This is a genomic window from Brevundimonas faecalis, assembly GCF_040549405.1.
Lineage (GTDB): Bacteria > Pseudomonadota > Alphaproteobacteria > Caulobacterales > Caulobacteraceae > Brevundimonas > Brevundimonas faecalis.
In genome coordinates this window covers 327,995-350,697 of record NZ_JBEPTF010000003.1, presented here as the reverse complement: position 1 = coordinate 350,697, position 22,703 = coordinate 327,995, and the positions used below count along the sequence as shown (strand labels likewise).

Annotated in this window: 26 protein-coding genes; 15 read left to right on the top strand and 11 right to left on the bottom strand. The window is 67.7% G+C overall.

Annotated features, from left to right (window positions below):
• Window positions 1-53: 53 nt before the first annotated feature.
• Window positions 54-476: a preprotein translocase subunit SecG gene (secG, locus tag ABIE19_RS12640; RefSeq protein ID WP_376856484.1), complete on the bottom strand. Its 423-nt coding sequence runs from the start codon at window positions 474-476 to the stop codon at window positions 54-56.
• A gap of 103 nt (window positions 477-579) precedes the next feature.
• Entirely contained in the window at window positions 580-1,329 is a 750-nt protein-coding gene (tpiA, locus tag ABIE19_RS12635; protein WP_354089545.1) for a triose-phosphate isomerase, read from the bottom strand.
• A 141-nt stretch (window positions 1,330-1,470) separates the two neighbouring features.
• Between tpiA and ABIE19_RS12630 the strand changes: the two genes are divergently transcribed.
• A complete protein-coding gene (locus tag ABIE19_RS12630; RefSeq protein ID WP_354089544.1) occupies window positions 1,471-3,396 on the top strand; it encodes a peptidylprolyl isomerase in 1,926 nt (641 codons plus the stop codon).
• Window positions 3,393-4,934: an anthranilate synthase component I gene (trpE, locus tag ABIE19_RS12625; RefSeq protein ID WP_354089543.1), complete on the top strand. Its 1,542-nt coding sequence runs from the start codon at window positions 3,393-3,395 to the stop codon at window positions 4,932-4,934. Before ABIE19_RS12630 ends, trpE begins: the two co-directional genes overlap by 4 nt.
• Here trpE and ABIE19_RS12620 read toward each other — a convergent pair.
• The gene (locus ABIE19_RS12620) at window positions 4,931-5,119 is read right to left on the bottom strand and encodes a hypothetical protein (RefSeq protein WP_354089542.1); all 189 of its coding nucleotides are present in this window, start codon (window positions 5,117-5,119) and stop codon (window positions 4,931-4,933) included. The two genes, trpE and ABIE19_RS12620, sit on opposite strands and share 4 nt — an antisense overlap.
• Window positions 5,120-5,228: 109 nt before the next feature.
• Between ABIE19_RS12620 and ABIE19_RS12615 the strand changes: the two genes are divergently transcribed.
• From ABIE19_RS12615 to lexA, 4 genes are all read left to right on the top strand, one after another.
• Window positions 5,229-5,819 carry an anthranilate synthase component II gene (locus ABIE19_RS12615; protein WP_354089541.1) on the top strand — a complete coding sequence of 197 codons (591 nt, stop codon included), beginning with the start codon at window positions 5,229-5,231 and terminating at the stop codon, window positions 5,817-5,819.
• A gap of 4 nt (window positions 5,820-5,823) precedes the next feature.
• Window positions 5,824-6,861, top strand: a complete 1,038-nt coding sequence (trpD, locus tag ABIE19_RS12610; protein ID WP_354089540.1) for an anthranilate phosphoribosyltransferase — start codon at window positions 5,824-5,826, stop codon at window positions 6,859-6,861.
• Entirely contained in the window at window positions 6,858-7,655 is a 798-nt protein-coding gene (trpC, locus tag ABIE19_RS12605; RefSeq protein ID WP_354089539.1) for an indole-3-glycerol phosphate synthase TrpC, read from the top strand. Before trpD ends, trpC begins: the two co-directional genes overlap by 4 nt.
• 640 nt (window positions 7,656-8,295) lie before the next feature.
• Entirely contained in the window at window positions 8,296-8,988 is a 693-nt protein-coding gene (gene lexA / locus ABIE19_RS12600; protein ID WP_354089538.1) for a transcriptional repressor LexA, read from the top strand.
• Here lexA and ABIE19_RS12595 read toward each other — a convergent pair.
• A complete protein-coding gene (locus ABIE19_RS12595; RefSeq protein ID WP_354089537.1) occupies window positions 8,969-11,170 on the bottom strand; it encodes a ComEC/Rec2 family competence protein in 2,202 nt (733 codons plus the stop codon). The genes lexA and ABIE19_RS12595 overlap by 20 nt on opposite strands.
• On the opposite strand from ABIE19_RS12595, the gene gltX reads away from it, so the two are divergent.
• Window positions 11,142-12,557 (top strand): glutamate--tRNA ligase, encoded by a 1,416-nt coding sequence (gene gltX / locus ABIE19_RS12590; RefSeq protein ID WP_354089536.1) that lies wholly within the window; start codon window positions 11,142-11,144, stop codon window positions 12,555-12,557. The genes ABIE19_RS12595 and gltX overlap by 29 nt on opposite strands.
• Window positions 12,558-12,620: 63 nt before the next feature.
• Window positions 12,621-13,922, top strand: coding sequence for a citrate synthase (gltA, locus tag ABIE19_RS12585; RefSeq protein ID WP_354089535.1), 1,302 nt, complete (start codon window positions 12,621-12,623; stop codon window positions 13,920-13,922).
• A gap of 66 nt (window positions 13,923-13,988) precedes the next feature.
• Here gltA and ABIE19_RS12580 read toward each other — a convergent pair whose 3' ends face one another.
• Together ABIE19_RS12580 and ABIE19_RS12575 are read right to left on the bottom strand one after the other, a co-directional pair.
• The gene (locus ABIE19_RS12580; RefSeq protein WP_354089534.1) at window positions 13,989-15,284 is read right to left on the bottom strand and encodes an acetamidase/formamidase family protein; all 1,296 of its coding nucleotides are present in this window, start codon (window positions 15,282-15,284) and stop codon (window positions 13,989-13,991) included.
• Between the two features lie 88 nt (window positions 15,285-15,372).
• Window positions 15,373-15,723, bottom strand: a complete 351-nt coding sequence (locus ABIE19_RS12575; protein ID WP_354089533.1) for a RusA family crossover junction endodeoxyribonuclease — start codon at window positions 15,721-15,723, stop codon at window positions 15,373-15,375.
• A gap of 106 nt (window positions 15,724-15,829) precedes the next feature.
• Between ABIE19_RS12575 and fumC the strand changes: the two genes are divergently transcribed.
• Window positions 15,830-17,221 (top strand): class II fumarate hydratase, encoded by a 1,392-nt coding sequence (gene fumC / locus ABIE19_RS12570; RefSeq protein WP_354089532.1) that lies wholly within the window; start codon window positions 15,830-15,832, stop codon window positions 17,219-17,221.
• Window positions 17,222-17,231: 10 nt separating this feature from the next.
• Window positions 17,232-17,924, top strand: a complete 693-nt coding sequence (locus tag ABIE19_RS12565; RefSeq protein WP_354089531.1) for a phytanoyl-CoA dioxygenase family protein — start codon at window positions 17,232-17,234, stop codon at window positions 17,922-17,924.
• 1 nt (window position 17,925) lies between these two features.
• Here the strand turns inward: ABIE19_RS12565 and ABIE19_RS12560 are convergent, their stop codons facing one another.
• Both ABIE19_RS12560 and ABIE19_RS12555 read right to left on the bottom strand, forming a co-directional pair.
• Window positions 17,926-18,321: a YccF domain-containing protein gene (locus ABIE19_RS12560; RefSeq protein WP_354089530.1), complete on the bottom strand. Its 396-nt coding sequence runs from the start codon at window positions 18,319-18,321 to the stop codon at window positions 17,926-17,928.
• Window positions 18,322-18,417: 96 nt separating this feature from the next.
• A complete protein-coding gene (locus ABIE19_RS12555; protein ID WP_354089529.1) occupies window positions 18,418-18,651 on the bottom strand; it encodes a DUF2171 domain-containing protein in 234 nt (77 codons plus the stop codon).
• Between the two features lie 85 nt (window positions 18,652-18,736).
• On the opposite strand from ABIE19_RS12555, the gene ABIE19_RS12550 reads away from it, so the two are divergent.
• Window positions 18,737-19,330 carry a glutathione S-transferase family protein gene (locus ABIE19_RS12550; protein WP_354089528.1) on the top strand — a complete coding sequence of 198 codons (594 nt, stop codon included), beginning with the start codon at window positions 18,737-18,739 and terminating at the stop codon, window positions 19,328-19,330.
• Window positions 19,330-19,515, top strand: coding sequence for a DUF4169 family protein (locus ABIE19_RS12545; RefSeq protein ID WP_354089527.1), 186 nt, complete (start codon window positions 19,330-19,332; stop codon window positions 19,513-19,515). Before ABIE19_RS12550 ends, ABIE19_RS12545 begins: the two co-directional genes overlap by 1 nt.
• Here ABIE19_RS12545 and ABIE19_RS12540 read toward each other — a convergent pair.
• Complete coding sequence (locus tag ABIE19_RS12540; RefSeq protein WP_354089526.1) at window positions 19,512-20,432, bottom strand: DMT family transporter; 921 nt, start codon at window positions 20,430-20,432, stop codon at window positions 19,512-19,514. The two genes, ABIE19_RS12545 and ABIE19_RS12540, sit on opposite strands and share 4 nt — an antisense overlap.
• 143 nt (window positions 20,433-20,575) lie before the next feature.
• Here ABIE19_RS12540 and ABIE19_RS12535 point away from each other — a divergent pair, with 143 nt between their 5' ends.
• From ABIE19_RS12535 to ABIE19_RS12525, 3 genes are read left to right on the top strand one after another with little or no spacing between them, the layout of a single operon-like run.
• A complete protein-coding gene (locus ABIE19_RS12535; protein WP_354089525.1) occupies window positions 20,576-20,986 on the top strand; it encodes a YbaY family lipoprotein in 411 nt (136 codons plus the stop codon).
• A 4-nt stretch (window positions 20,987-20,990) separates the two neighbouring features.
• Complete coding sequence (locus ABIE19_RS12530; protein WP_354089524.1) at window positions 20,991-21,227, top strand: ribbon-helix-helix domain-containing protein; 237 nt, start codon at window positions 20,991-20,993, stop codon at window positions 21,225-21,227.
• The gene (locus ABIE19_RS12525; protein ID WP_354089523.1) at window positions 21,224-21,943 is read left to right on the top strand and encodes an SIMPL domain-containing protein; all 720 of its coding nucleotides are present in this window, start codon (window positions 21,224-21,226) and stop codon (window positions 21,941-21,943) included. Before ABIE19_RS12530 ends, ABIE19_RS12525 begins: the two co-directional genes overlap by 4 nt.
• Here the strand turns inward: ABIE19_RS12525 and ABIE19_RS12520 are convergent.
• On the bottom strand, window positions 21,924-22,283 hold the full coding sequence (locus ABIE19_RS12520; protein WP_354089522.1) for a DUF488 domain-containing protein: 360 nt from the start codon (window positions 22,281-22,283) through the stop codon (window positions 21,924-21,926). The two genes, ABIE19_RS12525 and ABIE19_RS12520, sit on opposite strands and share 20 nt — an antisense overlap.
• Window positions 22,284-22,287: 4 nt before the next feature.
• Complete coding sequence (locus tag ABIE19_RS12515) at window positions 22,288-22,617, bottom strand: hypothetical protein (RefSeq protein ID WP_354089521.1); 330 nt, start codon at window positions 22,615-22,617, stop codon at window positions 22,288-22,290.
• Window positions 22,618-22,703 lie beyond the last annotated feature (86 nt).

Genomic DNA, 22,703 nt, shown 5'->3' with positions numbered 1-22,703 from the left:
GAAGAAAGCGCGCCCTGCGGCGCGCTTTCGAAGGGTCGTCTGTCGGCGGCGGCTTACTGGGCCGGCGCGGGAGTCGTCGTCGCGGGCGCCGGAGCGGCCGCGGCCGGAAGGCTGGCTTCCAGATCATCCAGCGACGGCGCGGCGGGCGCGGCCGGGGTCGGAGCGGCCTGGTCGGCCGGGGCCTGCTGCGCCTCGTCGCCGACGGCGATGGCGCCGACCGCATCCGCGTCGATCACCGAACGCGAACCGCGTGCGAAGTTGCCGGCGACGGTCAGGCTGATGGCGCAGACGAAGAAGGCGATCGCCAGGATGGAGGTCGCCCGTGTCAGCAGGTTGCCCGCGCCTCGCGCGGTCATGAATCCCGAGGGGCCTCCGCCCATGCCGAGGGCGCCGCCCTCGGAGCGTTGCAGCAGGATCACGGCCGTCAGGGCGACCGAGATCAGGATCATGGCGACGAGCAGAATGGTCTGAAGCATGGCGTCATTCATGTGGGCGCGCAGTTGCGCCGATCAAGCGGCGGCGTCTAACACCGATGCGGGATCGGGGCAAACACCAAGAAGGTTTGCGTCGTCGCAGGCGTCAGGCGGCGCGGATAATGCCGAGGAAATCAGCCGCCTTCAGCGAGGCGCCGCCGACCAGGGCGCCGCCGACTTCCGCCACGGCCAGAATCTCGGCCGCGTTCGACGGCTTGACCGAGCCGCCGTACAGGATCGGCGCGGTCCGACCGCCCTCACCCAGCCTGGCGACCATGGCGGCGCGCACGGCGGCGTGCACTTCCTCGATCTGCTCCAGCGTAGGCGTCAGGCCCGTGCCGATGGCCCAGACCGGCTCATAGGCGACGGCGAAGGCCTTGCCCGACAGGCTCAGCGGCAGGGAACCGGCGATCTGATGGCTGACGATCTCGATCGCCTGCCCGGCCTCGCGTTCAGCCAAGGTTTCGCCGATGCAGATGATCGGCTCCAGACCGGCGGCCAGCGCGGCCTCGGTCTTGGCCGCCACGTCGGCGTCGGTCTCGCCGAAGCCCGTGCGACGCTCCGAATGGCCCAGAATCACCAGATTCGCGCCTGCGTCCGTCAGCATCTCGGCCGAGACCGAACCGGTGAAGGCGCCTGAGGCCTCGGCGTGGCAGTCCTGACCGCCCAGTTCGACGGCGCCGCCCGCCAGGACGCGCGCCATGCGCTCGATCAGAGTGGCGGGCGGGCACAGGGCGACGCGGCACCCCGCGGCCTGCTCCGTCAGGGCCTGTTTCAGCGCCTCAGCCTCGCCCAGGCTCGCGCCCAGGCCGTTCATCTTCCAGTTGCCGGCGACCAGCTTCACAGATTGTTTCATGCGGCCTGTTTAGGCGCCGCCGCCGGATAAGCCAAGTCGTCGCAGACAGAGATGCGCCGGTTCCCTTGCAGCCGCCTAGCGACTGCCCGTATAGGCGTAGCGTCGCCATTTTTGACGCCGACCCTCGTCAGGTTTCTCTCGATGATCACGCTGTTCCGCAACTTCGCCAAATCGAAATGGGCTGCGGGCCTTTTCGCCCTGCTGATCCTCAGCTTCCTGATCGTGGGCGCGCAATCTGACGTCTTCTCCAGCTTCGGGCCGAAGCATGTGATCGACGCGGGCGACCGCAGCGTCGACGCCCAGCGCTTCCGCGCAGATTTCGAGCGCGTGCGCGGCAACCTGCAGGAGCAGGCCGGTCGTCCCGTCAGCTTCGAGGACATGGTCAAGGAGAACATCCATGTTCAGTTCCTTGAAAGCCGGACCCAGCAGTTGGGCTTCCTGGCCTGGGCCTGGGACGCGGGCATCCGCCCCGGCAAGGAGCTGGTGCTGAAGGAAATCCGCCGCATCCCGGCCTTCTTCAACCAGGTGTCCGGTCAGTTCGACCAGGACATGTATGAACAGGCCCTGGCGCAACAGGGCATGACGTCTGAAATGCTGGAGCAGGACCTGCGCGACCAGTACGTCGCCAGCCAATTCGGCGCAGGCGTCTTCGCCGGCGCTCGCGTGCCGCGCATCTACGGCGCCCTGCTCGCCGGCCAGGCGATGGAGACCCGCGACGGTCGCTGGTTCACCGTCACCCCGGCCATGGTCGGCCAGGCGCCGGCCCCGACCGACGCGCAACTGACGGCCTTCATCAACGAGAACGCCGCCCAGTTCCGCCGTCCGGAATTCCGCAAGGTCTCCCTGGTGCTCTTCACCCCCGGCCCGAACGATCCGCGCCCGGCCGTGACGGAAGAGGAAATCCAGAAGCGCTACGAGTTCCGCAAGGACAGCCTGAACGCCCCTGAAAAGCGGACCTTCGTCGTCCTGACCGTCCCGACCAAGGCCGCCGCCGACAAGATCGCCGCCGACCTGCGCGCGGGCAAGACGCCCGCCGAGGTGGCCGCCGCCAACCGCATCCAGCCCGGCGACTACGCCGGCACGCCCAAGGCCGCCCTGGGCGACCCGGCCGTCGCCGACGCCGTCTTCGCCGCCGCCGCCGGCAGCGTCACCAATCCGGTCCAGGGCCGTCTGGGCTTCAGCGTCGCCAAGATCGCCTCGATCGAGGCCGCCAAGCCCGTGACCCTGGCCGAGGCTCGCCCGGCCCTGGTGCAGGAACTGCAGCTCGAAGCCGTCAAGAAGGTCGCCTATGAGCGCGTCGAGGCCTTTGAAAAGGCCCGCACCGAGGGCAAGAACCTGACCGACGCCGCCACGGCCGCCGGCGCCCGCATCATCTCCATGCCCGCCTTCACCCAAGAGGGCCAACTGGAGAACGGCCAGCCGTTCAACGCGCCGCGTCAGATCATCGACACCGCCTATGGCCTGTCCAAGGGGGGGGAAAGCGACCTGATCACCGCCGCCGAGGGCCAGTACTTCGCCCTGCGCCTGGACGACATCGCCCCCGCCGCCCTGCCCGACCTGAAGGAATTCCGCGCGCCCCTGGCCCAGGCCTGGACCCAGCGCGAGAACGCCCGTCGTCTGTCGACCAAGGCCGAGGAACTGGCCGAGCGTATCCGCAAGGGCGAGGACATCGCCAAGGTCGCCGCCTCGGCGGGCGCCCAGCTGAACACCCGCGCCGGCGTCCAGCAGAACCGCGAAGCCCAGCAGCAACTGGGCGAGGGCGTGCTGCGCGGCCTGTTCGGCCAGGGCAAGGGCCAGGTCTTCACCGGCCAGGGCCAGGCCGGCTTCATCGTCGGCAGCGTCGACGGCGTTCATCCCGCCTCGCCCGCCCTGGCCGCGCCCCTGGTCGAGCAGGTTCGTCCGCGCCTGACCCAGGAACTGGCCAACGCCATGGTCGAACAGAGCTTCAGCGCCGGCGCCGCCCGCGTGAAGGCCAAGAACGACCCGGCCGCCGCCTTGGCCGCCCTGGGCGTCGAAGCCTCGCCCGCCGCTCCGGCGGCTCCGACCCCTGCTCCCGCCAAGAAATGAGCCAAGGCGTCGAACAGGAAGCTGAACGCGCCGCGTTTGTCTCGGGCCTGACTGCAGGCCGCCCCCAGGTCGTCGTTCGTCGCTTGATCGACGACCTGGAAACGCCCGTCTCGGCCTTCCTCAAGGTCGGGCACGGGCGGCCCTACGCCAGCCTCTTCGAGTCAGTCGAAGGCGGGGCGGTCAACGGCCGCTATTCCTTCGTAACCCTGTCGCCGGACGTGGTCTGGCGCTGCCGGAACGGCAAGGCCGAGATCGCCCGGGGGACGGACCTGCTGTCCGACCGGTTCACGGCCGACGAACAGCCTGCGCTGGACTCCCTGCGCGCCCTGATCGCCGCGACGAAGTTCGACCTGCCCGCCGACCTGCCGCCCATGGCGGCGGGTCTGTTCGGCGTCTTCGGCTATGACATGGTCCGGTTGCTGGAGCCGCTCGGCGCCGCCAATCCCGACCCGTTGAACCTGCCCGACGCCGTCATGGCTCGCCCGTCCCTGGTGGCCATCTTCGATTCGGTGAAGCACGAGATCGTCCTGATCGCCGCCGCCTATCCCGACAGCGGCGCCGACGCGGACACGGCCTACGAAGCCGCCATCGGACGCCTGGACGACTTCGAGGACCGCCTGCGCGGCCCCCTGCCGATCCAGCGCGAAGCCGCGCCGGTTCCCGCGCCCGACTTCCGCTCGCCGGTCGACGGCGGGGGCTTCGACGCCATGGTGGCCAAGGCCAAGGACTACATCGCGGCCGGCGACATCTTCCAGGTCGTGCTGGCCCACCGCTTCTCGGCGCCCTGGAGCCAGGACCCCTTCGCCTTCTATCGTTCGCTGCGGCGCGGCAATCCGTCGCCCTACCTCTTCTTCCTCGACTACGTCGATTTCCAGTTGGCCGGCTCCAGCCCGGAAATCCTGGTCCGGTTGAAGGACGGACGCGTCACCATCCGCCCCCTGGCAGGCACCCGCCCGCGCGGCGCCACGCCTGAACTGGACAAGGCGCTGGAAGTCGAGCTGCTCGCCGATCCCAAGGAACGGGCCGAGCACCTGATGCTGCTGGACCTGGGCCGCAACGACGTGGGCCGCGTCTCGTCGCCCGGCTCGGTCGAGGTCACGGAAAGCTTCGTCGTCGAGCGCTACAGCCAGGTCATGCACATCGTCTCGAACGTGAACGGCGCGGCTGATCCCAGGCTGGACGCGGTGGACACGCTTCTGGCCGCCCTGCCCGCCGGCACCCTGTCCGGCGCGCCCAAGGTCCGCGCCATGGAGATCATCGACGAACTGGAGACCGAGAAGCGCGGCGTCGGCTACGGCGGCGGCGTGGGCTATATCTCGGCCAATGGCGAGGCGGACATCTGCATCGTCCTGCGCACCGCAATGTTCGCCCAGGACAAGATCTTCGTTCAGGCCGGCGCCGGCGTCGTCGCCGACAGCGATCCCGCCGCCGAATATGCTGAAACCCTGGCCAAGGCCCGCGCCCCGATGAAGGCGGCCGAGGACGCGTGGCGATTCACCGCGACCACGCGTGGCCAGGGCGCCGACGGCAAGATCTAAGGATTGGAAACCGTGGGACCCTGGTCGAACGATACGCCGGGGCCCACCACCATGGTCCCCGCCAGCAGCACCGCCGCCGTCGCGGCGAAGGCCGCCGCCGCCAGCAAGCGCAGCGGCTTGGGCTGGTCTATGGTCGGCTCATTGAGCAGGGCCTGGGCGTCGCGGATGGCTTCTAAGCGGTTCAAGACGGATTTCTTCCGATGGCGATGCTCCTGTATCGCGCGGACAGCTTAACGTCCGCTTTCAGTCCGCCCTCGCTTGGCGCGTCCTCCCTCCCGTCCTAAGAACCCTGCCATGATCCTCGTCGTCGATAACTACGACAGCTTTACCTACAACCTCGTCCACTACCTCGCGGAGTTGGGCGCCCAGACGCATGTCGTCCGCAACGACGACCTGACGGTCGAAGAAGCCTGGGCTCTGAAGCCCGAGGCCGTGCTGCTGTCGCCCGGGCCCTGCGCGCCGGATCAGGCGGGCATCTGCCTGCCGCTGATCACGACCGCGCCGCAGGACATGCCGATCTTCGGCGTCTGCCTGGGCCATCAGGCCATCGGGCAAGCTTTCGGCGGCGACGTCATCCGCGCCAAGACCCTGATGCACGGCAAGACCTCGCCGATCGAGCATGAGGGCCGCAGCCTGTTCAAGGGCCTGCCCTCGCCCTTCACCGCCACCCGCTATCACTCCCTGGCCGTGCGTCGCGAAACCCTGCCGGACGAACTGGAAGTCACCGCCTGGACCGCCGACGGCGAGATCATGGGCCTGGCTCACCGCACCCTGCCGATCCACGGCGTCCAGTTCCACCCGGAATCCATCGCCACCGAACACGGCCACGACATGATCGCCAACTTCCTCGATCTGGCGGGCGTCAAGCGACTGGCGATGGTCTGACGCCATGGACGGTTTCAAGCCTCTGCTGGGCAAGCTGGTGGACGGGCGCGTCCTGACGCCGGATGAAGCCCACGCCTTCTTCTCCGCCTGCCTGCGCGGCGAGCCGACCCCGTCCCAGGTCGCCGCCGCCGTCACCGCCCTGCGCATCCGCGGCGAGACGGTGGACGAGATCGTCGCCTTCGCCACCGCCATGCGCGAGGCCGCCCTGTCGCTGAATCATTCATTCGACGAGGTGATCGACACCTGCGGCACCGGCGGCGACGGCCAGCACACCTACAACGTCTCGACCGCCGCCGCCTTCGTCCTGGCGGGCGCGGGGCTCAAGGTCGCCAAGCACGGCAATCGCGCCATCAGTTCCAAGTCCGGCTCGTCCGACGTCTTGGCCGCGCTCGGCGTCAACCTGGACGCCACGCCCGCGCAACAGGCCCAGGCCCTGGATCAGGCCGGCATCGCCTTCCTGTTCGCTCCCACCTATCACGGGGCCATGCGCCACGTCGGACCGGTGCGGACGGAGATCGGCTTCCGCACCGTGTTCAACCTGCTGGGTCCGCTGTGCAATCCCGCCGGCGCGACGCGCCAGGTCATGGGGGTCTATGATCCCGCCCTGCTGGAGCCCCTGGCTGAGGTGCTGGGACGCCTCGGCGCGCGGCGCGCCTGGACCATCAACGGCCAGGGCCTGGACGAACTGACCACCACGGGTTCGACCGAGGTGGCCGAATGGAAGGACGGCGCCGTCCGCCGCTTCACTGTCACGCCCGCCGACGCCGACCTGCCCATGGCGACCCTGGACGACCTGCGCGGCGGCGACGCCGAGCATAATGCGGCGGCGCTCAAGGCCCTGCTGGCCGGCGAACCCGGTCCCTATCGCGACATCGTCGTGCTGAACGCCGCCGCCGCCCTGGTGGTGGCCGACCGCGCCGCCGACCTGCGCGAAGGCGCCAGAGCCGCCGCCGCCGTCATCGACGACGGCCGGGCCGCCGCCGCTCTCGAAACCCTGGCGCGCGTCTCCCACACACCCATCGAACCCGAAGAGACGGCATGACCGACGTTCTGGCGAAGATCGCCGCCTACAAGCGCGAAGACGTGGCCGCCCGCAAGGCCGCGACCTCTCAGGACGCAGTCGAGGCGCTCGCCGCCCAGGCCTCCGCCCCGCGCGGTTTCCGCGCCGCCCTGGAACGCGTGGCCGAGGAAACCGGCCGCCCCGCCCTGATCGCCGAGATCAAGAAGGCCAGCCCCTCCAAGGGCCTGATCCGCGCCGACTTCGATCCGCCCGCCCTAGCGAAAGCCTATGAACGCGGCGGCGCGACCTGCCTGTCCGTCCTGACCGACGGCCCCAGCTTCCAGGGCGACGACGCCTTCCTGGCCGCCGCCCGCGACGCGGTCGCCCTGCCCTGCCTGCGCAAGGACTTCCTGGTCGACCCGTGGCAGGTGGCCGAGAGCCGCGCCCTGGGCGCCGACTGCATCCTGATCATCCTGGCCATGGTGGACGACGCCCTGGCCGCCGACCTGTTGGCCGAGGCCGAACGATTCGGCATGGACGCCCTGATCGAGACCCACGACGAGGCCGAAATGGCCCGCGCCTGCAAGCTGGGCGGCGATCTGGTCGGGATCAACAACCGTAGCCTTCGCACCTTCGAGGTCGATCTCGACGCCACCGAACGCCTGTCGATGCTGAGCCCCGTGAAAGCCCTGCTGGTCGCCGAAAGCGGCATATTCACCCCCGACGACGTCCAGCGCGTCGCCGACGCCCACGCCCAGGCCATCCTCGTCGGCGAAAGCCTGATGCGTCAGGAGGATGTGGAGGCCGCGACAAGGGCGCTGCTGTCGGCGGGCTAGTGTCAGATATTGGCTCGGCAGAGAATATTCGCATCCGTTCCGTAGCGAATTGTTGCGCCATTCACATTTTGAAGAAAGGGCAATAACATCTGCATATGAATTGGATCAGGGATCAAAAAGCGCATTTAAAAAAAATCGGACCGTACCGGTATTGGATAACAATACTCAGTTGCGGATTGGTCGCGTTGCTTTGGATACCATCCATGGAGTGGGCTTCTAAATGGAGCGGCTGGCCCGATTCATACAATGTCATATGCAGCCGCAAGTGCTTGCTGCCATGGATTTTGAGTAGCCCAAAGCTACTGCTCGACGGCAGCGTGCCCGCTCTAATCACGTTTGCGGTGCTATGGATTCCGCTTCCTATCTTGTGGGGCATCGCGAAGTTCGCTGGAAAACCTAAGGCCGCCAGACACGGAGCTCCCCGTGATAAGGATTAAACGCCTTCTGCAAGGCCGGCTTCCTGCCCCTTAGACGACATTCAGAGGGACTGTTTTAAACGGCAAGGTCTCTGACGAAGGAAATCCCGTTGCTATTGCGTTCAGGCGCAAAGGCCGACTGATTGCAGCCGAGTTGACATTCGGCGAGAACACTTACAGAACATCCTCAACGGTTCACGCCTTGTTCTGGAAGCCCTGCGCCCATGCTCACCAAGAAGCAGCACGAACTCCTGATGTTCATTCACGAACGGATTCAGGAAACGGGCGTCTCGCCCTCCTTCGACGAGATGAAGGAGGCGCTGGATCTGGCGTCCAAGTCGGGCATCCACCGCCTGATCACGGCGCTGGAGGAACGCGGCTTCATCCGCCGCCTGGCCCATCGCGCCCGGGCCCTGGAAGTGACCAAGCTGCCGGAACAGGCCACGGCGGGCGCGCCGCGCGGCCATGCGGGCTTCAAGCCCGGCGTGATCGAGGGCGGCGGCCGTCCCAAGGCCGCCGAACCGGCTAACGACACCCGCGAACTGTCGCTGATGGGCAAGATCGCGGCCGGCACCCCCATCGACGCCATCGAGCATGAAACCGCCCGCTATCCGGTGCCGGAGACCATGCTGGGCGCGGGCGAACACTATCTGCTGGAGATCGAGGGCGACTCGATGATCGAGGCCGGCATCCTCAACGGCGACATGGTCATCATCAAGTCGACCGCCGACGCCTCCTCCGGCGAGATCGTGGTGGCCCTGGTCGAGGGCGAACAGGCGACGCTGAAGCGCCTGCGCAAGAAGGGCGCCTCCATCGCCCTGGAGCCCGCCAACCGCAACTACGAGACCAAGATCTACGGCTCGGACCAGGTCGCGGTTCAGGGCAAGCTGGTCGGCCTTATCCGCCGCTATCACTGAAGTCGGGATCGGCCTGACGGGTCCAGGGGCGCCGCCCCCGCACGTCGGCCGCCCACACCGCCTTCCACCCCGCGCCTTCGCGCCACAGCTCGACAGAGCCGCCGCGCCCATAGTCCACGCCGTCCAGCACCAGCCGCCCCTCGCATGAGGGCGGCAGGGCGCGGATTTCGGCGCGGCTGCTGATGATCTGCGCCGATCGGCACAGGGCGTCCATCTGCTCGATCCCAGGCGCCGCCTTGCCCCACCACAGGGCCACGGGTCCCGCCTCAGCCGTTTCCGGCGCGCAGAAGGATCGCTTGCAAGCCCAGCCCTCCTCCGCTCGAGGCGCAGGCGTCAGGCCCCGTCGCCTCGACCAGAGATCAACGGCGAAGGTCCTCACCTGGGGACGGATCACCACGGCCACCTCCCCTCGACGAAAGGCGGCGTTGGTCCCGCCGTCGCCGATCCAGACATCCGGCGCCGCCGGACGCGGCCAGATCAGCACCGCCGCGGCCAGGGGCAGGCCCAACCACCTCAATCGTCCGCGCCACAGGCAGATGAAAAGGACGCCGACAAAGGCCAGCGGCAGGGCCGCCGTCGGCGCGCTGGCCACGGTGCGCACCGCTCCGGGCAGATCGGCCGTCCAGTGCCCGACGGCCAGCATGACCTCCACCCCTTTGCCCGCCAGCCACAGGAAGGGCGCGCCCAGACCCAGAGGCTCCAGGGCTGCTCCCAGGGCCAGGGCCGGCATCAGGACGAAGTCAGCCACCGGCGCGGCGCTCAGGTTGGCGAACAGGCCGTACATGGCCGTGCGATTGAAATGCTGCATGGCGAACGGCCCCGTCGCCAACCCGGCCACCAGGCTGGCCGTGCAGGCCGCGACCAGCCAGCTTCCCAACCTCTGGGCCGCCACGATGGGCCATGGCGCGGAAATCTCCTTGATGCGCTTCGGCCAGGCCTCGACCAGGGCGACCAGGGCCGCCGTCGCCGCGAAGGACATCTGGAACCCCGGCGTGACCACGGCCTCGGGCTGAAGCGCCAGGACCACGAAGGCCGCCACCGCCAGGGCGTGCATGGTCACCGCCTGCCGATCCAGCAGAATGGCGGCGAAGGCGATGGACGCCGTGATCGCCGCCCGTTCCGCGGGCGGCGGCGCGCCCGAAATCACCAGATAGGTCGCGACGGCCGCCAGACCCGCGATCGCGGCGACCTTCTTTCCCGAAACCCGCAAGGCCAGCCATGGCCATGCCGCCACGCCCAGACGAACGGCGAAGAAGACGAATCCCCCCACCACGGCCATGTGCAGGCCCGAGATTGACAGGATGTGCGCCAGGCCGGAATCCCGCATGGCGTCCAGATCCTCCTGACCGATCCAGGTTTCGTGCCCCGTGGTCATGGCGGCGGCGATCCCGCCGATGCGCGGCCCCAGACGTTCGACGATTCGCTGCGCCAGGGCGTAGCGGACGGCGTTGATCTTCATCGCCATGCGGACCCGCCACGGCGGCGGCGACAGGGTCGCGGCCCGCGTATCGCTCAACGCGAACAGAGTCCCGCCCATGCCCTGGAAGAAGGCGTTGCGCCCGAAGTCGTAGGCGCCGGGCGACGCCGGCGCGGGCGGCGGGTTCAGTATGCCGTACAGCCGCACCGCCTCGCCCGGACGTGGCGGCTCGCCCCGCACGGTGGCGCGCAGACGCACCGGCGTCGCCTCCGGCGCCAGTCCACGGATACGGACCGGCGCCATGACGATGCGCGCCCCGCGTTCCCCCGGACTGTCCACGTCCATCACCCAGGCCTCGACCAGGGTCGGCCGGTCCATGCTCGGCGCGATCGGCCCCTCGACCGCCTCCGTCCTCAGCTTGGCGACCGCCAGCCCGCCGCACAGACAGGCCAGCATCAACAGGATCAGCGTCCACCGCCGCCCCAGGCCTCGCCGCCTCGCCGCAATCCAGACGCCGCCCGTAACCACGGCCGCCAGGATCAGGGGCCAGGCCGGAGGCTCGGTCTTCAGGGCGAAATAGGCTGCGCATCCCGCGCCGAAAAAGACCGGCGCCCACAGCCGCCAGCGATCCGTCTGATCCGCCGCCTCCGCCCGCGCGACATCAAGAAGCCTTACGGCAAGGCTTCGTTTTGGCGCGCGCGAGCGTATAAGGGCCTCCGCAACGGACCCCTTGTTTATGACCTCCCCCTCCTCGACTGTCGTCACCCGCTTCGCCCCCTCGCCCACAGGCTACCTGCATATCGGCGGGGCGAGAACCGCGTTATTCAATTGGCTCTACGCCAGGAGCCAGGGCGGGAAGTTCCTGATCCGCATCGAGGACACGGACCGCGAGCGTTCGACCGACGAGGCGGTCAAGGCCATCTTCGACGGCCTGTCCTGGCTGGAGTTGTTCGGCGACGAGGAGCCCGTCTTCCAATTCGCCCGCGCCGAGCGCCATCGTGAAGTCGTCGATGAACTGCTGGCCTCGGGTCACGCCTATCGCGATTTCCTGAGCGCCGAGGAAACCACGGCCCTTCGCGACCAGGCCAAGGCCGAGGGGCGCGACTTCGTCTCGCCGTGGCGCGACCGCGCGCCCACGGTGGACGACCTGGCCAAGCCCCACACCGTGCGCTTCCGCCGCCCGCTGGATCAGGCCGTCGTGGTCGAGGACGCGGTGCAGGGAACCGTGCGCTGGGAATCCTCGTCGCTGGACGACCTGGTCGTCCTGCGCTCCGACGGCGCTCCGACCTATAATCTGGCCGTGGTGGTGGACGACCACGACATGGGCGTGACCCACGTCATTCGCGGCGACGACCACCTGAACAACGCCGCGCGCCAGGGCCTGATCTACGACGCCCTGGGCTGGACGCGCCCGACCTTCGCCCACATCCCCCTGATCCACGGTCCGGACGGCGCCAAGCTGTCCAAGCGCCACGGCGCCCAGGCCGTGCACGAATACGCCGAGATGGGCTACCTGCCCGAGGCCATGCGCAACTATCTGGCCCGTCTGGGCTGGGCCCACGGCGACCATGAACTGTTCAGCGACGAACAGGCCGTCGCCTGGTTCGACCTGTCGGGCGTGAACAAGGCTCCGGCTCGCCTGGACTTCGACAAGCTGGCCCACGTCAACGCCCACTGGATTCGCCTGGCCGACGACGACCGCCTGGCCAAGCTGACCCTGGACGCCCACCTGGCGCGCGGCCGCACGATCCAGCCCGACGACGAGGAACGGCTTCTGCGCGCCATGCCCTTCGTCAAGGATCGCGCCAAGACCATCCTGGAACTGGCGACCCAGACGGAGTTCGTGCTGAAGGCCCGCCCGCTCGCCCTGGACGAGAAAACCCAGGGTCTTTTGACCGGCGAAGGTGGCGAAAGAATTTCACGACTCCGTGAACGTCTTCAGCTTTTCCAGAGCTGGGACGTCTTCGCCCTCGAAGCCGAACTTAAGAACTTCGCCGAAGAAGAAGGCGTAGGCTTCGGAAAAATAGGCCCTTCCATGCGCGGAGCCCTGACCGGCGGCAGCATTTCCCCAGACATTGCAAAAATTCTTGCCGCCCTGGGACGCGACGAAGGTCTGGGGCGCTTGGATGATGCGCTGCAACAGACTAAGTGATCACCCATAACCATACAGGCTGACGCCTCCCCGCGCCCGGCCGAAGAAAACAAAGGGGCCTAGATGACTGAACAAGCGAAACCCGCCGGCACGGCGACCTTCACCTACGGCGACAAGAACGTCGAACTTCCCGTCCTGGCGGGCTCGACCGGTCCGGACGTCATCGACATCCGCAAGCTGTACGGCGCGACCGGCGCCTTCACCTTCGACCCGGGCTTCACCTCGACCGCCGCCTGCGAGTCGGCCCTGACTTATATCGACGGCGACGCCGGCGTGCTGCTGCACCGCGGCTATCCGATCGACCAACTGGCCGAACGATCGAACTTCATCGAAGTCTGCCACCTGCTGCTGCACGGCGAACTGCCCACCGCAGCGCAATATGAGAAGTTCGAGGAGAGCATCACGCGGCACACCATGCTGCACGCTCAGTTCGACCGCTTCTTCGAAGGCTTCCGCCGCGACGCCCACCCCATGTCGATCATGGTCGGCACCGTCGGCGCCCTATCGGCCTTCTATCACGACAGCCTGGACATCCATGATCCGGTGCAGCGCGACATCTCGGCCATCCGCCTGATCGCCAAGATGCCGACCATCGCGGCCCGCGCCTACAAGTACCACGTCGGCCAGCCCTTCATCTCGCCGCGCAACGACCTGTCCTACGCCGAGAACTTCCTGCGCATGTGCTTCGCCGTGCCGGCCGAGGACTACCACGTCGATCCGGCCCTGGTTCGCGCCATGGACCGCATCTTCACCCTGCACGCCGACCATGAGCAGAACGCCTCGACCTCGACCGTCCGTCTGGCCGGCTCGTCGGGCGCAAATCCGTTCGCCTGTATCGCCGCCGGCATCGCCTGCCTGTGGGGCCCGTCGCACGGCGGCGCCAACGAAGAGGCGCTGAACATGCTCAAGGAAATCGGCACGCCGGACCGTATTCCTGAGTTCATTCAGGGCGTTAAGGACAAGCGCTACAAGCTGATGGGCTTCGGCCACCGCGTGTACAAGAACTACGACCCGCGCGCCAAGGTCATGCAGCAGTCGGCCTATGAAGTGCTGGCCGCCACGGGTCGTGAGAACGATCCCCTGTTCCAGGTCGCCAAGGAACTGGAGAAGGTCGCCCTGTCGGACGAGTACTTCACCTCGCGCAAGCTGTTCCCGAACGTCGACTTCTATTCGGGCATCACCCTGTCGGCGATGGGCTTCCCGACCACCATGTTCACCGTCCTGTTCGCCCTGGCCCGCACCGTGGGCTGGATTTCGCAGTGGCAGGAAATGATGTCGGATCCGACCCAGAAGATCGGCCGCCCGCGCCAGCTCTACACCGGCCCGACGCAACGCGACTACGTGCCGATCGAACAGCGCGGCTGATCGACGGCCACAGGCTGAAATGGAAAAGGCCGGGGTTCACGCCCCGGCCTTTTTGTTTGTCGAAGGCTATGCCTTCGGTTTTCTGGGCAGATGGCTCAATCGCGCCTTGTCCAGGCTCAGGGCCATGCCTGCGTTTCGTCCTGCCAGGGTCACGACCCGATACTGCGCCGCCGTCCCCAGGATCAGCGAGGCTTCCGAGACGCTGAGGCCGTAGTCCTGCTCCAGCCACTGGACCATGGCGCCGGTCGCCGCCCGCACGGCCTCATCCAGGGAACCGGCCTGACCGATGACCGTGACGGCGTCTGCCGTTTCGACACGCGGACCGGCCAACGGCCGGCTCGGAAGAACCTCCACGCTGAACTCGACGTCCAACGAGGTTTCCAGCGCCCACTGCGTCGTCTCCCCGTCGCCTTGCAGCGCGTGACCGTCCCCAAGGAAGAGCAGAGCGCCCGGCTGATAGACCGGCAGGTACAGGGTCGCGCCCTGCCCCACCTGATTGAAGTCCATGTTGCCGCCAAAACGACCTGTGTCTCCGGTTGAGAAGGGAGCGAAGCCGAAGTCAGGCGCCACGCCGACGCCGCCCAGCATCGGCCGCACCGGGACGACATAGTCCTTCAGCGCGGCGGGCGGGTTCTCCAGCCGGGCCGTTCCCGCGACGCGATCCAGGCGCCACCGCACCCTCTGCCCCAGATCGGCAGCCCGCGCGGCCAATCGTAGCGACATGGCGCTGCTGGCGAAGCCGTCCAGGCTGTCCGCATAGTCGCGGTTCAGCGCCAGCTTTCGGATGTGAATGGCCAGGACATCGCCCGGATTGGCCCCGGCGATGAAGAAGGGCCCGGTCTGCGGATTGCCGTACAGGGCGACCGTGCGGCCGTGCTCGTCCACGCCGCCGGAATCGATCGTCCGGGTCGCGATGACGTCTCCAGGCCGGACCACCATGACGGGCGGCCGCTCGGCGGTGAAGGCGTTGGAGAAGCTATCCGGATCATAGACGCGTCGTTGCGGCGGACCGGCGGGAATCTCCAGTCGTTGCGCCGTAAAGGCGTGCTTCGCCCGCGCATCGGCAATATTGGTGTCCGGATAGTCAGCCCAGCCGGCAAGCCGGTCTCCGGCCTGCGCCGCCTCGAAACGATAGCGGGCTCCGTCGGCGTCCACGGCCGAGAAGACGAGCGCGTCTCCTTCACGCCGCCCTTCGACCGTCATGGCGTTCAGCCGCCCCGAAAGCGTCTGGCCTTCGCCCTCCAGGACCAGGGTGCTGCGCTCGGCGTTGCCCCACCGATCAACGGACAGCACCCAGGTCTGTGGCTCGGCCCAGGCGGGCGCAGCGGACAGCAGCAACAGGACGGCGGCAAGGCTTCGCATCGACAATCTCTCCTGGAAAGAGATCGACGATATGGGGGCGCGGCGGCCCTACAAGTTAAGCTTCCGCAACCTCGTGAATCGCGCCCTATTACGCCCTCGGAAACACCCGGATCGTGATCCGCTCGCGCTCGCCTTCGCGGCGTTCGACCAGCAGGCGGGCGACCTGGCTGTCGTCGTGGAACAGATAGCCCTTGATGGCGTCCAGCAGGGCCTTGGCCAGGTTGTCCAGATCCATCCACGGCGGATCGCCGACGTGCTCCATCACGATCTCGACGACATAGTCGCCCCAGGACGGGCGCGACGCCCACTCCTTGCGCATGAACTCATAGACCAGCGGCTTGTAGTATTTGGCCTGGGTGGTCAGGCCGTCGATAGCGATCTCGACCGCCTCGCCCTGCTCGCGCGCCCTGACCTTTCCGGTTCCGATCCAGCCGTCCACGCGCCGTCCGCCTTTCGTCGATGCGCGGCTCGCCTTGCTCCGCCGCGCCTGCGTGCTACACCGCCCGGCATCTTCCCGCCACGCCTGAGAGACGAGTCCCGCGCAGATGAGCAAAGTTCGTATCGAAACCGACACCTTCGGCCCCATCGAGGTCGCCGCCGATCGCTATTGGGGCGCGCAGGCCCAGCGTTCGCTCGGCAACTTCAAGATCGGCTGGGAAAAGCAGCCCCTGCCGGTCGTGCGCGCCCTGGGCATCGTCAAGCGCGCCGCCGCCGAGACCAACCGCGACCTGGGCAAGCTGGACGCCAAGCTGGCCGACGCCGTCATCGCCGCCGCCAATGAAGTGATCGAGGGCAAGCTGAACGACCACTTCCCCTTGGTCGTCTGGCAGACGGGCTCGGGCACCCAGTCGAACATGAACGCCAACGAGGTGATCTCGAACCGCGCCATCGAGATCCTGGGCGGCGAGATGGGCTCCAAGAAGCCGGTCCACCCGAACGACCACGTCAACATGAGCCAGTCGTCGAACGACACCTATCCGACGGCCATGCACGTCGCCTGCGCCGAGCAGGTGGTCAACGACCTGCTGCCCGCCCTGAAGCACCTGCACGCCGCCCTGGACGCCAAGTCCAAGGCCTGGGCCCACATCATCAAGATCGGCCGCACCCACACCCAGGACGCCACGCCCCTGACCCTCGGCCAAGAGTTCGGCGGCTATGCGCAACAGGTCGCCAACGGCATCGAGCGCATCGAGCAGACCCTGCCCAAGCTGATGGAACTGGCCCAGGGCGGCACCGCCGTCGGCACCGGCCTGAACGCTCCGATCGGCTTCGCCGAGAAGGTCGCGGCCCAGATCGCGGGCATCACCGGCCTGCCCTTCACCACGGCGCCCAACAAGTTCGAGGCCCTGGCCGCCCACGACGCCATGGTCTTCACCCACGGCGCGATCAACACGGTCGCCGCCTCTCTGTTCAAGATCGCCAACGACATCCGCTTCCTGGGCTCCGGCCCGCGCGCCGGCCTGGGCGAACTGTCGCTGCCGGAGAACGAGCCCGGCTCGTCCATCATGCCGGGCAAGGTCAACCCGACCCAGAGCGAAGCCCTGACCCAGGTCTGCGTCCAGGTGTTCGGCAACAACGCCGCCCTGTCCTTCGCCGGCTCGCAGGGCCACTTCGAGCTGAACGTCTACAACCCGGTCATGGCCTACAACTTCCTGCAGTCGGTCCGCCTGGTCGCCGACGCGGCCGTCAGCTTCACCGACAACTGCGTCGTCGGCATCGAGCCGCGCGAGGACAACATCAAGCACGGCCTGGAAAACAGCCTGATGCTGGTTACCGCCCTGAACGCCAAGCTGGGCTACGACACCTGCGCCAAGATCGCCAAGACGGCGCACAAGAACGGCACCACCCTGCGCCAGGAAGCCGTCGGCGGCGGCTATCTGACGGACGCCGAGTTCGATGAATACGTCCGCCCCGAGAAGATGATCTCGCCGCAGTAAGGCTGCGATCATGCAGGCCGGCGACCTCGATCTTTCCACGCACGGCGCGGCGCATTTTCGTGCTGTGTTGCCGGAAGACGAGGTCGCGAACCTGGCGGCCCGGCTCGACGACGACCTGCAAGGCCGTCCCGGCCGGCGCCTGTTGCTTGATGCCTTCACCGTTCAGATGCTGGCGGCGACGGGCCGGATCGGCTCCATAGCCGCCCGTTTCCTGGGACCGACCGCCCAGCCTGTGCGGGCTGTACTCTTCGACAAGACACAGGCGATGAACTGGATGGTGGCCTGGCACCAGGACCGCACGATCGCCGTTCGCCAACGCCTGGATGCGCCGGGCTTCGGCCCCTGGTCCGTCAAGGACGGCATCACCCATGTCGCCCCGCCCATCGCCGTTCTGGAGCAGATGGTGACGCTGCGGCTCCACATCGACGCCTGCGACGACGACAATGCGCCCCTGCTGATCGCTTTGGGTTCTCACCAACTCGGGCAGGTCGCCTCTGACGCCGTCGAGGCTGCGGCCGGTCAACGCCCGGTATACGCTTGCCACGCCGATGTCGGCGACGTCTGGGCCTATTCGACCCCCATACTGCACGCCTCCGCCAGATCCGTCAGCGGCCGGCGACGGCGCATCCTGCAAATCGACTATGCGGCCGACGCGCTGCCGAACGATCTCGAATGGCTGGGCGTCGAACGCTCAGAGACCTGATCTATCGCCGATCCCGGATCGTCCGCCCGACCGGCGCCAGCGACAGCTTGGCCAGTTCGACGTTCTTCAGGGCGAAGGGAATGCCGATCAGGCTGACGAACTGCGGCACGGCGATCAGGATGTGCGCCAGGGCGATGTACCATCCCGCCAGCACCAGCCAGATCACGTTCAGGCCCACGCCCAGGCAGCCCGCGCCCAGATCGGCCGGATTCGGATCGCGCCAGACGATCTCGCGCCCGAACGGCCAAAAGGAATAGCTGGCGATCCGCCACGCCGAGAAGGCCCACGGCAGGCCGACCACCGTCAGCGCCAGCAACAGCCCGCCCAGAAGCCAGGCGAGGCCGGAGGCGAACCCGCCCAGGAAGAACCACAGCAGGTTCAGGATCAGTCGGATCAAGTCGGTCGTCCCTTCGCGTCAGTCACCCCCGTACATATGGCGAAAGGCCCCGCTGATTGCAGCAGGGCCTCGGGTGAAATCGCGGTAAGGCGGCGTCTAGTGTTTCTCGGTCCAGCGCGCCTTGGCCTCGTCCTGGCTCAGGTTCAGGTGGACATGCTCGTCCACGCGCGAGACCCAGCTGACGGGGATCATGTGGTGCTTCAACCCGGCGCCCAGGTCCAGCTTGGCCAGCTCGATCTGATCGCCGAGCACATGATCCACTCGTCCGACATGGCCGCCGTCCGAGCCGACGACTTCCTGATGTTCCTTGATCATCGAGGCGTTTATCATGACCTTCTCCTCATACTGCGGGGCCCCGTCCTGAACGGCTCGTGTCGGCGGGGGTTCACGGCAAAGCCCGGCCATGGAGTTCACAATGTCGATGATCGTGCATCACGCGCCTCAGTCTCGCTCGACCCGCCTCCTGTGGCTGCTGGAGGAGTTGGGCGCCGACTACCGCGTCCACTATGTCGAGATTCAGCGACGCGACGGCCAGGGCCGCACCGACCCGGCCAATCCCCATCCGCTGAAGCAGGTCCCGGCGGTCGAGGTCGATGGTCAGGTCCTGATCGAATCCGTGCTGATATTCCTCTTCCTGACCGACCGCCATCCCGAGGCCGCACTGGCGCCGGGTCCGGCCGATCCACGCCGGGCCGAGTATCTGTCCTGGCTGGGCCTCTACAACAATGTGCTGGAGACGGTGCTGACGTCGGGCCCCTCCACCGGCTGGACCGAGACGCAGAAGACGGCTTACGGCGCCCTGGATCAGCGCTGGCGTGCGGCGATCCAGGACGGGGGCTTCATCCTGGGCGACTTCTCGGCGCTCGACATCCTGTTCGGCAGCCTGCTGCAATGGTTCCGGGGCGCCATGCCCGCGGGCGAACCCTATGATTCCTATGTCCAGCGCATCGGCGCCCGCCCGGCGCTGAAACGCGCCTGGGCCAAGGACAGCCCCGAGGGTCATGTCTGATGGGCGAGGTCGTCAATCTGAACAAGGCGCGCAAGGCTCGCGACAAGGCCGCCGCCAGGCGCACGGCCGAAGCCAACCGCCTGACCTTTGGCCGCACCAAGTCGGAACGCCATGCGACGCAGAAGGAACAGGATCGCGACGCCGCTCGCCTGGACGGTCACAAACTGGACGAACCTGAAACCTAGGCCGCCGATCGTTTCGGCGCGCGGATCAGGAACAACTGCCCCGCCAGCACCAGGGCCAGGCCGATCAGGGCTGTCACGCCGAACTTCGCCCCCTCGAACAAGACCGACACCAGCATGGCGATCGGCGGCGTCAGGGCCGAGATATAGCTGGCCAGGGCATAGCCTCGCGCCCGGGCGATGGTGAAATACAGGCCGAAGGCGATCACCGAACCGAACAGCGACAGGTACAGCAGCGAAACGACATAGGCCGGGCTCCACGCCACCGACCACGACACCCCCGTCACGACGCCGTACAGCGCCAGCGCCGCCGTGCCGTAGGCCATGGCCCAGGCCGTGCCGGGCAGGACTTCCGCCCCCGCCTGCTGTCCCTTCCAGGCAAACCAGTTGCCGAAGGCCGAGGCGACCACCGCGATGACGGCGAAGACGACGCCCTCGACCGCATGCGCGCCCAGGCCGGCGCCCATGACCTCGCCGCCGGACAGGACCGCCACCCCGATCACCCCCATGCTCGCGCCCAGCCAGGCCGCCGGCGCCGCCTTCTGTCCCGACGCGACTCTGAACAGGATCAGGTTCAGGAAGGCCAGGGCCGCGAAGATCACCGCCACCACGGCCGAGGCGATCTTCTCCTCCGACGCATAGACGAAGGCGTAGCTGATCGCGAAGGAGAACAACCCCTGCCCCATGGCTCTCAGGTGCTGCGGCCGCGTCATGGCCAGTCGTCCGCCCGTGGCCTTGACGACCAGGGCCAGGACGGCCGCCGCGATGGCGAACCGCATCACCACCGACACCACCGCGTCGACGGCCCCCAACTGGAAGGTGATCGCATACCAGGTCGTGCCCCAGATCAGGGCGCAGACGCCGATGCCCCCCAGGGCCAGAGCGGCCGGAGACGTGATGGACTTGGCGGACTGGGTCACGAACGGGCCTCGGGACGACTCGACGAAAACAAAACAGGAACTCTCGTTAGCATCGGATCGCAAACGCCGCGCCTGACATATTGCAGCCTTATGCGACGCTCGCGCGTTCTGTTAAGCTATTTCCTCCGAACAGGACCTTCGCCATGCGCTTTCTTCCGCTGATCGCCCCGCTCGCCCTCGTGGTCGCCGCCTGCTCCAGCGTGGCCGGCCCCGACGCCGGCAGCACCTCGGTCGAGGTCACGGCCACCTATCGCGAACGCATCATGCTGCCGCCCGGCCATGTCCTGACGGTGAAGGTCGAGGACGTCAGCCTGATGGACGCCCCTTCCCGCGTCGTGGCCGAAACCAGCAAGCCCCTGGAGGGCCGGGCTCCGCCCTACGCGGTCTCCCTGTCGGTCCCCACGGCCCAGATCAATCCGCGCAACACCTACGCCGTGCGCGCGGAAATCCGTGATCCGGCCGGCGCCCTGCGCTTCACCACCGACACCCGCCACTCCGTCCTGACCCAGGGCGCGTCGAACAAGGTCGACATCGTCATGGTCGGCGTCCGCTAAGGCCTTGAGCAGCCTCGCCAAGCGTTCCGTCCTGCTGTCCGGCCACGCCACCTCCGTGGCGCTGGAGCCGGAGTTCTGGGCCGTGCTGGACGCCATCGGGGCTGAACTGAACCTGGGCCGCGCCGGTCTGTTGATCCGCATCGACGACTGGCGCGGCCGCCGTCCTCTCGCTTCCGCCTGCCGGGTCCTGGCCCTGCAATGGGCAGGAGGCGACCGTAGCTTCGCCGGAGACCCGACATGACCGCCGACAACCGCCTGATCCCCGCCGTCGCCTTCGGCGGCCTCCTGGCGCTGGGCCTGATCGGCGGCGGCGCCCTGATCGGCCAGGGCGTGGTCAACGCCCGCGCCGGCGACCGCTCCGTCACCGTGCGCGGTCTGGCCGAAAAGGACGTGAAGGCCGATCTGGCCGTCCTGCCGATCCGCTTCACCGCCTCGGGCGATGTCTTGTCGGAGGTCCAGGCCCGCATCGACGGCGACCTGACCGTCGTGCGTCAGTTCCTGAAGGCCCAGGGCTATCCCGACACGGCCGTCGACCTGGGCCGTCTGGAGGTCGCGGACACCCGGTCCCGCGAATACGCCAGCCAGAACGGCGGGCCCCGCTTCATCCTGGCCCAGACCGTGATCGTGCGGACCAACGACGTGGACCGCGTCCAGACCACGACCCGCAGCCTGAACGACCTGGTGCGTCAGGGCGTGGTGCTGCAGGACTTCCAGGGACCGTCCTACCTCTTCACCAAGCTGAACGACGTCCGCCCCGCCATGATCGCCGAGGCGACGGCCGCCGCCCGCACCGGCGCCGAACAGTTCGCCAAGGATTCGGGCGCGCCCCTGGGGCCGATCAAGTCGGCGGGCCAGGGCTCTTTTGAAATCCTGCCCCGCGACGGCGCGGGCGACGAAGCCACCTCCCTGAACAAGAAGGTGCGGGTCGTCACGACCATCAGCTATCGCCTGAAGTAGTCAGCCATTCCGCCAGGGCGACGGCGTCGTTGTGCGCCTCATCCCGCGCGCCATAGACCAGAGTGACCGGCCCCTTGCCGAGCGCCGTCTTCAGCTCGCCGACAGCCTCTGTGTTCGTCTCCAGTTCCGCCTGATAGCGACGACGGAACTCGTCCCATCGTTCCGGCTCATGGCCGAACCATTTCCGCAGCTCTGTGCTGGGCGCGATAGTTTTCAACCACAGGTCGACGTGCGCCTTTTCCTTGCTCAGGCCGCGCGGCCACAGGCGATCCACCAGGATGCGCATCCCGTCGGACGCCGCCGGCGCCTCATAGACGCGCTTGATCCTCGGCGGCTTCATCCGCCTACCCCTTGGGTTCGGGCGCTACGACGGTCGGCGGGGCGGCCGGCTTGGGCAGTTCCGGCGGCGTGACCCGGTCCGGGAGCTTGGGCAGGTCCGGCGCATCGGGCAGACGCGGCGCCGGCACGTTGATGTCCACATTCAGCTCGGGCGTCTCCGGCGCCGGGGCGCGTCCGTCGGCGAAGACGAACCAGGCCAGGACCGCCGCCGCGACCACGAGCGCGCCCAGGATGAAGGCCATCCCCATTCCCCCGCCTCTGCGCGGCTCGCGCGCGGCGTTGATCGTGGTCTGGTGAATCACGCGATCGGGCGGCGGCAGGTTGGGATCAGTCATGACGGCTTCCTTCCCTCGTTTCCCTGTCTGCAGGGGAACGGACCTTCGTACGACACGGTTCCGTGGCCCCTGTGTGCGTTTGGGAC

Coding starts and splice junctions, on each gene's coding strand:
- secG (WP_376856484.1), bottom strand. CDS start 476: ATGCTTCAGACCATTCTGCTCGTCGCCATGATCCTGATCTCGGTCGCC.
- ABIE19_RS12555 (WP_354089529.1), bottom strand. CDS start 18,651: ATGATAAACGCCTCGATGATCAAGGAACATCAGGAAGTCGTCGGCTCG.
- gltX (WP_354089536.1), top strand. CDS start 11,142: ATGACCTCCCCCTCCTCGACTGTCGTCACCCGCTTCGCCCCCTCGCCC.
- ABIE19_RS12525 (WP_354089523.1), top strand. CDS start 21,224: ATGACCGCCGACAACCGCCTGATCCCCGCCGTCGCCTTCGGCGGCCTC.
- trpC (WP_354089539.1), top strand. CDS start 6,858: ATGACCGACGTTCTGGCGAAGATCGCCGCCTACAAGCGCGAAGACGTG.
- ABIE19_RS12580 (WP_354089534.1), bottom strand. CDS start 15,284: ATGCGAAGCCTTGCCGCCGTCCTGTTGCTGCTGTCCGCTGCGCCCGCC.
- ABIE19_RS12535 (WP_354089525.1), top strand. CDS start 20,576: ATGCGCTTTCTTCCGCTGATCGCCCCGCTCGCCCTCGTGGTCGCCGCC.
- ABIE19_RS12545 (WP_354089527.1), top strand. CDS start 19,330: ATGGGCGAGGTCGTCAATCTGAACAAGGCGCGCAAGGCTCGCGACAAG.
- lexA (WP_354089538.1), top strand. CDS start 8,296: ATGCTCACCAAGAAGCAGCACGAACTCCTGATGTTCATTCACGAACGG.
- ABIE19_RS12630 (WP_354089544.1), top strand. CDS start 1,471: ATGATCACGCTGTTCCGCAACTTCGCCAAATCGAAATGGGCTGCGGGC.
- ABIE19_RS12615 (WP_354089541.1), top strand. CDS start 5,229: ATGATCCTCGTCGTCGATAACTACGACAGCTTTACCTACAACCTCGTC.
- tpiA (WP_354089545.1), bottom strand. CDS start 1,329: ATGAAACAATCTGTGAAGCTGGTCGCCGGCAACTGGAAGATGAACGGC.
- gltA (WP_354089535.1), top strand. CDS start 12,621: ATGACTGAACAAGCGAAACCCGCCGGCACGGCGACCTTCACCTACGGC.
- fumC (WP_354089532.1), top strand. CDS start 15,830: ATGAGCAAAGTTCGTATCGAAACCGACACCTTCGGCCCCATCGAGGTC.
- ABIE19_RS12565 (WP_354089531.1), top strand. CDS start 17,232: ATGCAGGCCGGCGACCTCGATCTTTCCACGCACGGCGCGGCGCATTTT.
- ABIE19_RS12515 (WP_354089521.1), bottom strand. CDS start 22,617: ATGACTGATCCCAACCTGCCGCCGCCCGATCGCGTGATTCACCAGACC.
- trpE (WP_354089543.1), top strand. CDS start 3,393: ATGAGCCAAGGCGTCGAACAGGAAGCTGAACGCGCCGCGTTTGTCTCG.
- trpD (WP_354089540.1), top strand. CDS start 5,824: ATGGACGGTTTCAAGCCTCTGCTGGGCAAGCTGGTGGACGGGCGCGTC.
- ABIE19_RS12520 (WP_354089522.1), bottom strand. CDS start 22,283: ATGAAGCCGCCGAGGATCAAGCGCGTCTATGAGGCGCCGGCGGCGTCC.
- ABIE19_RS12550 (WP_354089528.1), top strand. CDS start 18,737: ATGTCGATGATCGTGCATCACGCGCCTCAGTCTCGCTCGACCCGCCTC.